Below are 12,239 nucleotides of genomic sequence, written 5' to 3' on the forward strand. Positions count from 1 at the left end.
AAGAAAGTCACGCAGCGCTGGCCGGACGGTACTGCGGATGCGGACAACAAGGATGCCTTCATCATTCCGACGATGGGCTGAGCGCAATCTCTCTCTTAGCAATCACACTCGGATGCGGGGGAGGCAGGTTCTTGATGGATGCCTACCTTCGTCGCTTCCAAGGCTGAGTTGTAGCTGCGGTGCCGCCCCTTGTCTGAGCAAATACACCAGCTGGTAAGGAGTGCTCGGGGGCGAGCGTTGCGGTGCTGCCCCAATGAAACCAGCTCTTCCATTTCAATACTTCAAATTTACCCCGTATTTGATAAGGTTAATATTGCGGCTGTATAGGAAAAAGGGATAGAAGAATGTGTCACGTACTGCGAATTCGTGCACGCTAAAACATGGACAATTTAAAGATGCCGCATAAATACTTGGTCCCGTACTCGATCCGATCGCTTGAAGATTGCCATAATGTGGAAGATTTTCGCGAGCTTGCTTGGCGCAAATTGCCGTTCCCGGTCTTTCATTACATCGATGGGGCCGCCGATGACGAACTGACAAAAGCACGTAATACCGCAGCATTTGCTGACGTGGACCTCGTTCCCAATGTGCTCGCCGGAGTTGAAGAGATCGACACCTCCATCGAGATTATGGGGCGCAAAACCGCACTCCCTCTCATCCTCAGTCCCACTGCCCTCCAGCGCTTGTTTCATTGGCAGGGCGAACGCGCCGTCGCGAAGGTAGCCGAACGGCATAATCTTTGGTTCGGCATCTCCAGTCTCTCGAGCGTCAGCATTGAGGAAATCGGGGCCGATTACGCTGGGCCCAAGATGCTGCAATATTACTTCCACCGTGATCGCGGACTCAATTCTGCGCTGCTCGAACGTGCGCGAGATGCGAAATTCGACGCAGTGGCGCTGACGGTGGACACGATCGTTTCGGGCAATCGCGAGCGGTGCAAGCGGAGTCGTTTCAAGACTCCGCCAGAATTCACCCCAGCAAGCTTTGCCTCCTACGCCACCCGTCCACGGTGGGGATTGAACTTTCTGCTTCGCGAACGTTTTAGCTTACCCAACCTTGAGACCCATGTTGCTGAAGGTAGCCGCAGCGCGATCTCAATCCAGGATTATTTCGACACCATGCTGGATCCCAACATGGACTGGAAAGAAGTCGAACGGCTACGTAATGACTGGGGCGGCACCTTTTGCCTCAAGGGTGTCATGTCTGCCGCCGATGCCCGCCGCGCAGCAGATATCGGCTGCGATGCCATCATGGTCTCCAATCATGGGGGCCGCCAGCTTGACGGCAGCCGCGCACCCTTCGATCAGCTTGCGGAAATCGTCGATGCTGTTGGAGACCGCATCGAGGTAATTTGCGATGGTGGGGTGCGCAGGGGCACACATATTTTAAAGGCTTTGGCGATGGGCGCGAACGCTGCAAGTGGAGGCCGGCTGTACCTCTATGCCCTCGCCGCCGCCGGCGAAGCGGGAGTAGAGCGAGCTGTGTCCATTCTGCAAACCGAGATCGAACGAGGGATGCGGCTGATGGGCGTTAAGAGCGTCGAAGAACTGAATCGTTCGATGCTTCGTACGCGGTGACGTGATCGTTCCGCCTTGCTGAAATAGCCCATGTGAGCAATCCGGCTTTCTCACTGCCGCCATAAGGTCGAGCACTGCAGAGAAGCGGCGTAAGCCTTCTATACGGACACTACAGACGCCAGTCCGCTCGCCTTTCGAAACGACATCGTTCAACATCCATGTTGATGAGAGTCTCCGCTCGTATGTCTCGGCTGCAGCATAGAGCCCGAACAAGGGACAGGTCCTGCGTTTTTCCACGTTTGTGTTGATTCTGACAAATGTACGTCCTACGGTAGTCGCAAGTTGCGCTCACTTCCGAGGAACCATTGAAATGGAAACCAGCCGATCTTACCCGCCGGGTACTAGGCCCGATGACCGGGTCACTGCAGACACACCAGTGGGCTACGAGCTGCAGAGCTTGAAAAAAAAGGCGGCAGTGCAGCTCATGGGTTCCAGGCTTTGGGGTCGCTTCAACCCCAACCACTGGGATCCGGTGTACGCTGCGAAGACTGGTTTGGAAGCGCCCATTCAAACCGGAGAGATGTCGTCAGCCTATCTTGCCGAAATGTGCGTCAATCATTTCGGCGAGCACTTCTTCACCGGCGCCAGAATCAGCTGCAAATATGTCGCGGCCACAATCGCCAATGAAGTGATCTCCACACACGGTATCATCACTGCAAAACAGGAAAATGCTGACGGCGTTCGCTTTACAGTCAACCTGTGGGCCCAGAACGAAGCAGGTGAGAAAAAGACGGTTGGCGCGCTCGATGTTACCGTCCCGCGCGAGCAAGGAGCCGAATAATGGCAGAGCAGCTAACCACCGACGCCCTCAAGCCGATGAGCGACATTCAAATTGCGCAGACCCGAACCTTTATCGACGGATTGGAACAGGGCTCAACGCCTTATTGGGACGCAGTCGAAATTGGTGACGAGTTGGCCCGCGAACTTACGCTTACGCCGGAACTGGTAGTGCTCTATGCCGATGGGGTGGAGGATTTCAATCCCTGGTACGAGGGGTGGACCATGAATGGCTGGCGCGCGGAGGGCAGTTCGCCTTTCGGGAGTGCCATTGTGCCGCCGCTTCTCGTCTCTCATTTCGTGCTCGCCGTGCAGTTCGACCACACAAAGCCCTTCTCCATCGGGTCTATACACACATTCCATGAATCAGAGATCATTGCTCCCATCCCGGTCGGGACCACGGTCGAAATCCGCACGCGAGCAATCGACAAATATGAAAAGAGGGGACGGCGATACGTGCGCCACGAAGTCGAGGTAACAAATGTCGCCGATCAAACGCTCTACTTTCGCGAACTGAGGGACATCATGTCGCTATGACCGACAGACCTGTGATCGAAGGGCTCTTCGTCAACGACGGTGACGACATTGCTCTTCTTGGCTCGCACTGCACCGGATGCGGCAGCGACTACTTTCCCGAAGCGGTGGGATGTTCTGATCCCGATTGCACGGATGGCGAACTGCGGCGATGTGAGCTGCCGCGCACGGGCTCGCTTTACAGCTACAGCTGGCAGAATTATAAGCCGCCGCCGCTGTTCGGCGTCGACGAGTGGGAGCCCTATGCGATTGGCACGGTGGAATTGCAGCCGGGCCTTCGGGTGCTCGCCCGCCTGGATATTCTCCGCGACGAGCTGCGCATCGGTTTGCCGGTCGAACTCGGCCGCGACGTTATGGCTCGCGATCTCGACGGCACCATTAGCGGCTACGTTTTTCGTCAGGAGGGCGCGCACTGATGCGGCAGGTCTACGTTCTGGGCGCCGGCGCGCATCCTTGGGGTAAGTTCCCCGACTTCGATCAGGTCAGCCTCGCCCGCTCAGCAATTGCTGAAGCTTTAAATGATGCCGGTTTAACCTGGCGGGATGTGGAGGGGCTGGTCGCGGCCAGCTCCCGTTTCGAGGGCGGTATGGGCTGGGGTCTTCATGGCAACGAGATTCTCCAGAACACTTCCGAAGCCGGCATCGCCTGCATCAATGTTGGTGGCGCTTGTGCCGCCGGCGGCATTGCTTTCACGACAGCCCACGCTCTCGTCGCGAGCGGTCAATATGACTGCGTGATCGCGGCCGGAGCCGAGCGTATGCCAAAGGGTTTCATTGCTCGTCCCCCCGGCGGAATGGACGCGGTCAATGACGATGATTACGTCCGCTGGAAAGCGCTTGGCGCCACCAATCCCGCCTATTGGGCGATGGAGGCGCGCCGCCGTCAGCACGACCACGGAACTTCGGCCGAAACCTTCGCCAAGGCTTCGGTCCTGATGCACGCGAATGCTACCGGTAACAAGCGGGCCCGGTACCGCAAATCGTGCACAGTCGAGGAAGTGCTCGCATCACCAGAAGTAGCCGACCCGCTGCACCTCCTGGAGATCTGTGCGGTGAGCGATGGGGCGGCCGCTGTTGTTCTGGGTTCGGAGCAGTTCGCCCGGAGAATGGGAGAGCGTGCCCTGCGGGTGGCGGGATGTGCCGCCGCTACTGGTTCGTTTGGCGATCCCGCCGTACGCATTCCTGCGGTTTCAGCTAGCCCACGCGCCGGGGCGTCACACACAAGTGAAGTCGTCAATGCGGCCGAACGCGCGATGAGAATGGCTGACCTTGAGCATAAGGACATCGACCTTCTCGAAATCGCCGACAACTCCGTATGGCAGGTGCTGCATTGGCCCGAGATGCTTGGCTTCGTAGAAGCTGGCGAAGCAGACTATATGCTCCAAACCGGCGAGTTCGGCATCGACGGCAAGCTGCCGATCAATCCGAGCGGGGGCTTCCTTTCCTTTGGCGAGGCCACGACTGCGCAGGCGCTACTTCAGATCTGCGAATTGGCGTGGCAGTTGCGCGGAGAGGCTGACGGCCATCAGGTAGAGAACGCCCGGATCGCCATGTCCGCCGTGCTCGGTCTCGGTGCCAACGGAGCATCGGTAATTCTGCAAAAGTAGATTAGCGATTCTTGTCTCGGCTGCTGGGAGCGCAGTCACTTCGCTTTACGCTTCCACCGCAGGCTCCTTGCGCAGGGTGAAGCCGCTATAGCCTTCCTTGGCGACATTCTCAAGAATACGGCGATAATACCGCACGCCTCCAGAATAAGGCATGAATACGCGCGGCTTGCCGGGCATTTCCGCTCCGATGTAATAGGATGGCGTCATGAGATAAAGCGTCTCTGCAGCCCGCTCGTTGACGTGCTCCACCCAATCTTGTTCCGCCTGCGCATCGGCTTCAATTTCTTGGACATTGTCCTTCCTAGCTTTCTCTAAAAAACTCGTCAGCCAATCGAGTTGCTCTTCAGTCGACAGCAGTACGTTGCTCAGTAATGAAGGGCTTCCCGGACCGCCAATGATGAACATGTTGGGGAAGGCTTTTACGCCGATACCAAGATGGGTAACCGGACCGGCCTCCCACTTCTTGGCGAGCGTCAAGCCATTTCGTCCGGAGATATCCGGCGCAAGGAGCGAGCCCGTAAAGGCATCAAAGCCGGTCGCATAGATCACAATGTCGAACGGCAAATCAGCTGCGCTTGTGCGGATGCCTGTGGGTGTAAACTTTTCGATCGGCGTTTCTTTCAGATCGACCAGGGCAACGTTGTCCCGGTTGAAGGCCTCGTAAAAGCCGTCATCGACGGAGGGACGTCTTGTGCCGAAAGGAAAACCCTCCGGCGTCAGCTTCTCGCGCAATTGAGGATCTTTGACCCTGCTGGCGATCTTCTTGCGTATAAAATCTGATGCGGTCTTATTCGAGGCAAGATCAAGAAGAATGTCCTTGTAAGTCAGCGCGAAACCGAAGCCGAGCCGGTTCCAAGCCTTCTCATACTCTAGCTCACGCTCTTCCTCGCTGACCTCCAGGGCCGATGCGCCGTTCGGTATAAAGCCGAGGCCGCTGGGAGAGCGGCGAGCGTTTTCGCGCCGTTGGCGATAATTTGCCTTCACCGCTGCGTCCTCCTCATCGCTTACCGGAGCATTCGCGGCGGGAATCGAGTAGTTCGCTGTTCGCTGAAAGACAGTCAGCTGCGCCGCCTCGCGCGCCACCACCGGGGTCATTTGTACCCCGGAAGATCCGGTTCCGATGATCGCTATGCGCTTGCCCGCCAGGTCCACTCCCTCGCGCGGCCAATTGGCGCTGTAGATGACTTTGCCAGCAAATGTTTCTTGGCCAGGATAGGTGGTGTCCTTGGGGCGGGAAAGCTGACCAACTGCGAGGATGAGATAAGTCGCACGGTAGCATTTTCCCACATCGCTGGTGACCACCCACTGGCCTGCATCCTCGTCATAGCGCGCCTGGTCCATGCGCGTAGACAGATCGATATACTGCCGAAGATCGAACCGGTCAGCCACGTGGTTGATGTAGCGAAGAATCTCAGGTTGGGTCGCGTACCGCTCTGACCAGCGCCAATCCTGCTCGAGTTCTGGAGAGAACCGGTAGGAGTAGTCAAAGCTTTCTACGTCGCACCGCGCACCGGGATAACGGTTGAAATTCCAGACGCCGCCGATCTGGTCCGATGCCTCGATCACACGTGTCTTCAAGCCCAGCTTTTGCAGACTCCACAGGGCGCGAAGGCCGGCGAATCCCGCTCCGACTACTATGGCATCGAGTCGGATGTATTCTTCGATGTTGGTCATCCCGCTTCTTCTCCACAAAAGGCCAGCGTTGTCAACATAACTGTTGACTATGCGATGTCCTTGTCTCTCGTGACCCCCATCAGAACCGCTCCTTCCAACAGGCAGACTTGCAAGAAGTGGCGGTTTCCACATGTGTATTGACTGCCGGTTGGATGCCACGCATCTTTGCCCCAATTTTCAGGCATTCGAATAGCAAGTGGAGAGGGCATGGCGAAGCAACTGGCGGAACCGATCGAGGAGCGGCAGCGAGCTTTGGCAGAGCGTTTTCGCGACTGGATTCCGAGAGCCTTGCATGAAGTGCTCGACGAGGCTGCTCGGGAATTTCCTGACCGCCCGCTTGTTTTAACCGATGCACAAAAATTTTCTTACAGAGAGGTCGCCGCGGAATCGCGAAGGATCGCTGCTGGCTTGCTCGAGATGAATATTCGAGAAGGCGACAAAGTCGCGCTCGTGATGGCAAACTATCCGGAATACGTCGCGCTCAAATACGCGATATCCAGGATTGGAGCCATCGCGGTTCCGGTCAACATTATGCTCAAGGCAGATGAGCTGAGATATGTGCTCGGCCAATCAGACAGTGTGTTGCTGGTGACGATGGATACCTTTCGCGGTATTGATCACCTCGCGATACTCGATGCAATTTGCCCAGCGTGGGAGGAGAAGGCCGGAGGCAACGCCTTACCACTCCTGCGCCAGATCATTGTTTTCGAGACTGGGGAAGGATCGCGCCGGACAGGCTCGCCAACTTTCTCCGATCTTTCCGGCGAAGCTGACATTGTTATGCCTCAAGTCGCGCCTGATGCGGTTTGCGACATTCTGTTCACCTCCGGAACAACCGGTCCGCCCAAAGGCGTACAACTCACCCACGATATGCTCATGCGCTGCGCCTTTGGCAGTGCCTACGCCCGCGCGTTCGAGGACGGTAGGCGCATCATCTTTGCGCTCCCGCTCTTCCACGTCTTTGGCTATGTCGAAGGCATGCTATCTGTCCCCTTCGTGGGGGGAGCAATGGTTCCCAGGCTCCGCTTCGATGCGCATGACACTCTGAGCGCGGTCGAGCGCCATCAAGTCAACGACGCCCTCCTTATTCCAGCCATGTCGCTCGCGCTGATTGAGGCCGCGCAAAGCGGGGACCGCGATCTTATCTCTCTCCATGCCGCGCTCGCGTCAGGGGGCAAGGCTCCGCCGCATCTTTGGGATCAACTGCGCACGTTTCTTGGGATAACTGAGATCACCACCGGCTATGGCATGACCGAAACAACGGCTTCGACCACGGTGACCCGCCCGCAGGATCCTGTGGGGAAGCTTTTGACTACAAATGGCCGGCTGCGCGAAGTCGGCCCGGCTGCAGATCCTGCTCTTGAAGGGATTCTCGTGGACTACCGAGTAGTCGATACCGCCACAGGTGTGACCCTGCCGCCTGGTGAAATAGGCGAATTGCAGGCGCGCGGGCTCGGGGTGACGAAGGGCTATTACAACAAACCTCTCGAGACTGCCGAAGCTTTCACATCGGATGGCTGGTTGCATACGGGCGATCTCGGAGTAATCGACACTGAAAAATACATCACTCTTCTTGGCCGGACAAAGGAATCGTATCGATGCGGCGGCGAGCAGGTTTTGCCAAGCGAGATCGAGGATGTCCTGACGCAGCTTGCCGACGTGGAGCAGGCCATTGTCGCACCTTTACCCGATCAGCGCATGGGCGAAGTCGGCGTCGCCTTCATCATCCGATCGCCAGGATCCAAGATCGGAGAAGAGGCTGTGATTGGCCATGCGCGAGAGAAACTCGCCCGGTTCAAGGTCCCCCGCCATGTTTTCTTCGTGGAGGCTGGTGAAATTCCCCTAACCGCGTCCGGCCGGCCACAAAAATTCGAGCTGACTAAAATCGCTAGGAAACGTTTGGAGACAACATGACCCGACCAGTAGCAATCGTCACCGGCGGCGGCCGGGGTATCGGCGCAACAATTGCAGCGCGACTGGCAGAAGATGGTCATGACGTGGCTGTGCTCGACCTTTCAGAAGATGCTTGCCAAGAAAGCTGTGCAGCTGTTAAGGCGCACGGCGCTCGCGCCTTGGCAATAGCCGCCGACGTATCCGATGAGGTTGCAGTCGAGCGCGCGGTTCGCCAGGTAAGCGAAACCCTCGCTCCTCCCTTCGTGCTGGTCAACAATGCCGGCATTCTCCGCGATCGCACTGTAACCAAGATGAGCCTTGAGGACTGGAATGCAGTAATCAATGTCAATCTGAAATCAGTGTTTCTGACAAGCCGGACATGTTTTCCTTATATGATGAAGGGCGGTGGTGGAAGAATTGTAAATTTGTCTAGTACCGCTGCGCTCGGAACGTTCGGCGAAGCAAATTATTCAGCGGCGAAAGCTGGCGTAATTGGCCTCACCAAAACCCTTGCGCTAGAAGGGGGAAGGCACGCAATTACTGCAAATGTCGTTGCTCCAGGCTTCGTCGTCACAGAAATGACCCGCGCGGTGGCAGACCGGAATGGTCTCGAGTTTGAGGGCTTGGTCGAACAGATGAAGCGGGAAACCTGCGTCGGCAGGGTCGGCAGGCCGGAGGATGTCGCGCAGGCAGTATCTTTCTTTGCGGATCGCCGATCGTCCTATACCACCGGGCAATTGTTGTTCGTCGCCGGTGCGCCGCGGGGCTGACATCACCCTCGTTTCGTTGACCTGCCCGTCGCGGTTCACGCGGCTTGCCCCAAAACATCCAGAGAGAACAAATCGTAATGACTAAGCAGCCCTCAGTGCTCGGCCGACGCAGATCGGCGGCCAACAAGGTTTCCCGCGCGTCTTATCAGGCTCGGCGCCAAGAGATCCGTGACGCCGCGATCGCAGTGTTCAATCGGCAAGGATTCGCCAACGCGAGTCTGAGCAAGGTGGCGCAAGAACTCGAGATCGATCGCGCCACCCTCTATTACTATTTCTCCTCCAAGGAGGACCTTTTCGATGAGATCGTTGGCGCCGTTCTTGAGCGCAATCATAATCTCGCACAGGAGATTGCTGGAAGCGCGATCAGCCCCCGCCGCAAGCTGCGTGAACTCATCACTGCCATGATGCTGTCCTATGATGAAAATTACCCGCTCTTGTATATCTACATTCGCGAGGACCTGCGACAGGTGAGCGATTCACGGAGCGAATGGTCGAGCAGAATGCGCGAATTGAACCGCGGCATCGAGCGAGCCTTCATCGACATCATCGAGGAAGGGCAAAGAGACGGGACATTCCGCAAGGTCGGGTCTGCCGATGTCGTCGCGAGGGGTGTACTGGGCATGGTAAATTGGACGCATCGCTGGCATCGCCCGGGCAAGGGCCAGAGCGCTCGCGAAATTGGTCAGACCTTCTCAGAGATGGCGCTCGCAGGCCTCGAGTCGCCCTACTCTACCCCCATCTCTTCTTCGGCAACGCTCCCCTAAACAGCCACTTGAGCCGGCATCGATCCTCGTCTGCGAAAAAAGTTCAACGCTATTGTTGACAAAAATTCCACATTGATGTTGATTGGACAATTCCGATCACAGGCAGGCAATGCCGGGCGGGCAACGGTTTGGGAGAGAGATCATGATTAAGATCGCGCAGAAAGCTCAACATAGTCGCAAAGCTGCCTTGCTGCTTTCAGCCAGCATAGCTGGCTGGTGTAACCCCGCCTTTGCCCAAGTGGCGCCATCGGATCCAGTTCGGCCACCGATCCCGACCACCGTTGAAACCGAGGATCAGAATGTAATCATTGTTACCGCCCGCGGGCGGGAAGAAACCCTAAACGATGTTCCAGTGGTGGTATCGGTTGTAACGGATGATGAGATTGCCCGGTCGAACGCGACGGACCTCGTTAAAATCGCCGAACTTACCCCTACGGTCATTGTCGGCGCGTACAAGTCAAACGGGGGCGGTTCCCTGGCCATTCGCGGAATCAGCTCCCCCGCCAACCAGGCCGGCTTTGAGCAGGCGGTGTCTGTCGCCATCGACGGCGTTCAGACTAGCGACGGGCGCATCGCGCAGCTCGGCTTCTTCGACGTTGACCAGGTCGAGATCCTGAAGGGGCCTCAAGCTCTATTCTTCGGGAAGAACAGCCCCGCCGGCGTGATTTCCGTACGCACCAAGGATCCGACCTCCTCGCTCGAAGTCAGCGGACGTGCGGGTTACGAGTTTGTAGGTGATGAGATCGTGACTGATCTGGCAGTTTCCGGGCCCATCACTGACTCTATCGGTGGACGTATCGCTTTTCGTTACCGCAACCTGGATGGCTGGCTCCGGAATACGGCTCAACCGATTGCCAATCCCTTCTACAATCCCGCTACGGGCGCCCCGGCCGGCGCGGCACAATTGCCCGGGGCGCTCGACCCGCGCCCGGGTGAAGAAGAATTCTTGGGCCGGCTCACATTGCAGGGGGAATTCGGTGATCGGCTCACCGTACGGCTCAAGGCATTCGGAGCAACAGGCAACGACGCCGGACCAGGGGTTGCGACCCAGAACATCGGCCCGTGCACGGGCCCCAATCCGCGTGTCCTTGGTATCCCCGATCCGTTCGCTGAGTGCTTTGTCGACAACCGAACGACCAGTGGCGATCTGCCCATCGCTATTTCCAGTACCTTGGCCGGTGATCGCGAAAACGGCCAGGCATACGGCCGGTTGCGCGCTTTTGTTACTTCGGCGGAATTGGCGTACTCGCTCTCAGAGACTCTCACCATCACGTCGACCACCGGCTACAATTGGATTAAATACGAGTTCCTCTCCGGTCTGGACCAGACGACCTATTCGCAACTCGCCTTTTTCAACGAGCAGCGTAACCGCGCCTTCAGCCAGGAATTGCGCCTCGTTTCCGACTTCGACGGGCCGTTCGATTTCATGATCGGCGGCTTTTATCAGGATACGTCGCTGTTCGATACAAACGACACGAAAGTCCGCGACACCTTCTATCAGGCATCAAGTGGTCGTTTTGCGCTGTATGAAGATCTAAACCAGCAGGAGGGCCAGACGCTCTCGGCTTTCGCTCAAGGCATTTACGAGATCACACCCACGCTTGAGCTCGCCGGGGGCGCGCGCTTCACGCATGAAGAAAAGGATTATTCCAAACAGAACCTTTACGGCATCTTCGGGTTCAACACGCTTTCTGCCAATTTCCCCGGATCTGACGAACTCGGCGTGCTGAAGGGCAGCTTCGAGGACGATAATATTTCCCCCGAAGCTTCACTAACTTGGCGGCCAAGCCCGGAGCGGACGTTCTTCATCGCTTACAAGACCGGCTTCAAGTCCGGCGGATTCGGCCTCACCAATCCGCTCCAGACAACGACGGTCATCGGCGATGTCGACTACGATTCTGAGAAAGCCTCTGGTTTCGAGATCGGCGCCAAAGGAACGCTTCTTGATGGTCGGCTGTCGTTCTCGGCTGCGGCCTTCGCTTACACGTTCGAGGACTTGCAGGTGAATACCTACGATCCCGCCCGGATCGCCTATACCATCAATAATGCCGGTGAGGTTGAGCAGAGAGGCGCCGAGCTAAGCGGCCGTTATGAAGCAAGCAACATCCTCTCACTGCACGCTGCGATTGCTTATACTCACAATCGCTTCAGAAACTTCGTTGGGCAGTGTTACGCTTACACCTTCCCGGTTGGAGCGACGCCCGCAACCGCCGTGCCGCCCCAGAACTGCTCCTTCGTTAATTCGACAACACTGACGCTGCAGCAGGATTATGAAGGACGCGCACCTGCCCGTTCGCCCGATTGGGCTGGGAATGCCGGCTTTGCGTTCGACATCCCCGCTGGCGCCTACAAGGTTGGTGTGACCGGCGACGCCTTTTATAGCGGCAGCTACTTCGCCGCCGATACCTTGGCGCCGCCCAGCCGGCAGGACGACTTTTTCCGCTTCAACGCAAGTGTCTCCTTCGGTCCCGAAGATGAACGCTGGAGTGCAGCGCTGGTGGGACGCAATCTGAGCAACGAATATTACCTGTTGTATGCGGCGGATCGAACCGGTGGCGCCGGCGTACCCGGTGCGATCGGCGAGCAGCGCGGGGTAGTCAGTCGTGGGCGTGAGATAATGCTGCAGGTCGGTTTCCAGTTCTAA

At 57.4% G+C, this 12,239-nt stretch carries 10 protein-coding genes; 9 read left to right on the plus strand and 1 reads right to left on the minus strand.

Annotated elements, in window-relative coordinates; translation table 11 throughout:
* The first annotated feature begins 380 nt into the window (after window positions 1-380).
* The 5 genes from HUV48_RS13550 to HUV48_RS13570 all read left to right on the plus strand — a co-directional run bounded on the left by HUV48_RS13550 (window position 381) and on the right by HUV48_RS13570 (window position 4,494).
* Window positions 381-1,577: an alpha-hydroxy acid oxidase gene (locus tag HUV48_RS13550; protein WP_225871722.1), complete on the plus strand. Its 1,197-nt coding sequence runs from the start codon at window positions 381-383 to the stop codon at window positions 1,575-1,577.
* 310 nt (window positions 1,578-1,887) lie between these two features.
* A complete protein-coding gene (locus tag HUV48_RS13555) occupies window positions 1,888-2,358 on the plus strand; it encodes a MaoC family dehydratase (protein ID WP_176268264.1) in 471 nt (156 codons plus the stop codon).
* Entirely contained in the window at window positions 2,358-2,891 is a 534-nt protein-coding gene (locus HUV48_RS13560) for a MaoC family dehydratase (protein WP_176268265.1), read from the plus strand. Before HUV48_RS13555 ends, HUV48_RS13560 begins: the two co-directional genes overlap by 1 nt.
* Window positions 2,888-3,304, plus strand: coding sequence for a Zn-ribbon domain-containing OB-fold protein (locus tag HUV48_RS13565; RefSeq protein WP_176268266.1), 417 nt, complete (start codon window positions 2,888-2,890; stop codon window positions 3,302-3,304). The genes HUV48_RS13560 and HUV48_RS13565 overlap by 4 nt, the downstream gene beginning before the upstream one ends.
* Window positions 3,304-4,494 (plus strand): lipid-transfer protein, encoded by a 1,191-nt coding sequence (locus HUV48_RS13570; protein WP_176268267.1) that lies wholly within the window; start codon window positions 3,304-3,306, stop codon window positions 4,492-4,494. The genes HUV48_RS13565 and HUV48_RS13570 overlap by 1 nt, the downstream gene beginning before the upstream one ends.
* A 45-nt stretch (window positions 4,495-4,539) precedes the next feature.
* Here the strand turns inward: HUV48_RS13570 and HUV48_RS13575 are convergent, their stop codons facing one another.
* Entirely contained in the window at window positions 4,540-6,168 is a 1,629-nt protein-coding gene (locus HUV48_RS13575; RefSeq protein ID WP_176268268.1) for a flavin-containing monooxygenase, read from the minus strand.
* Window positions 6,169-6,375: 207 nt separating this feature from the next.
* Here HUV48_RS13575 and HUV48_RS13580 point away from each other — a divergent pair, with 207 nt between their 5' ends.
* The 4 genes from HUV48_RS13580 to HUV48_RS13595 all read left to right on the plus strand — a co-directional run bounded on the left by HUV48_RS13580 (window position 6,376) and on the right by HUV48_RS13595 (window position 12,239).
* On the plus strand, window positions 6,376-8,082 hold the full coding sequence (locus HUV48_RS13580; protein WP_176268269.1) for an AMP-binding protein: 1,707 nt from the start codon (window positions 6,376-6,378) through the stop codon (window positions 8,080-8,082).
* Window positions 8,079-8,831, plus strand: a complete 753-nt coding sequence (locus tag HUV48_RS13585) for an SDR family NAD(P)-dependent oxidoreductase (RefSeq protein ID WP_176268270.1) — start codon at window positions 8,079-8,081, stop codon at window positions 8,829-8,831. Before HUV48_RS13580 ends, HUV48_RS13585 begins: the two co-directional genes overlap by 4 nt.
* Before the next feature lie 77 nt (window positions 8,832-8,908).
* Window positions 8,909-9,595, plus strand: a complete 687-nt coding sequence (locus HUV48_RS13590; RefSeq protein ID WP_176268271.1) for a TetR/AcrR family transcriptional regulator — start codon at window positions 8,909-8,911, stop codon at window positions 9,593-9,595.
* A gap of 142 nt (window positions 9,596-9,737) precedes the next feature.
* Window positions 9,738-12,239: a TonB-dependent receptor gene (locus HUV48_RS13595; RefSeq protein WP_176268272.1), complete on the plus strand. Its 2,502-nt coding sequence runs from the start codon at window positions 9,738-9,740 to the stop codon at window positions 12,237-12,239.

The sequence above is a fragment of the Qipengyuania atrilutea genome, assembly GCF_013370205.1.
Taxonomy (GTDB): domain Bacteria; phylum Pseudomonadota; class Alphaproteobacteria; order Sphingomonadales; family Sphingomonadaceae; genus Actirhodobacter; species Actirhodobacter atriluteus.

Bases quoted from the DNA above. Each gene is read 5' to 3' on its own strand.
- HUV48_RS13585 (WP_176268270.1), top strand. From the start codon at position 8,079: ATGACCCGACCAGTAGCAATCGTCACCGGCGGCGGCCGGGGTATCGGC.
- HUV48_RS13550 (WP_225871722.1), top strand. From the start codon at position 381: ATGGACAATTTAAAGATGCCGCATAAATACTTGGTCCCGTACTCGATC.
- HUV48_RS13575 (WP_176268268.1), bottom strand. From the start codon at position 6,168: ATGACCAACATCGAAGAATACATCCGACTCGATGCCATAGTAGTCGGA.
- HUV48_RS13555 (WP_176268264.1), top strand. From the start codon at position 1,888: ATGGAAACCAGCCGATCTTACCCGCCGGGTACTAGGCCCGATGACCGG.
- HUV48_RS13565 (WP_176268266.1), top strand. From the start codon at position 2,888: ATGACCGACAGACCTGTGATCGAAGGGCTCTTCGTCAACGACGGTGAC.
- HUV48_RS13560 (WP_176268265.1), top strand. From the start codon at position 2,358: ATGGCAGAGCAGCTAACCACCGACGCCCTCAAGCCGATGAGCGACATT.
- HUV48_RS13595 (WP_176268272.1), top strand. From the start codon at position 9,738: ATGATTAAGATCGCGCAGAAAGCTCAACATAGTCGCAAAGCTGCCTTG.
- HUV48_RS13570 (WP_176268267.1), top strand. From the start codon at position 3,304: ATGCGGCAGGTCTACGTTCTGGGCGCCGGCGCGCATCCTTGGGGTAAG.
- HUV48_RS13590 (WP_176268271.1), top strand. From the start codon at position 8,909: ATGACTAAGCAGCCCTCAGTGCTCGGCCGACGCAGATCGGCGGCCAAC.
- HUV48_RS13580 (WP_176268269.1), top strand. From the start codon at position 6,376: ATGGCGAAGCAACTGGCGGAACCGATCGAGGAGCGGCAGCGAGCTTTG.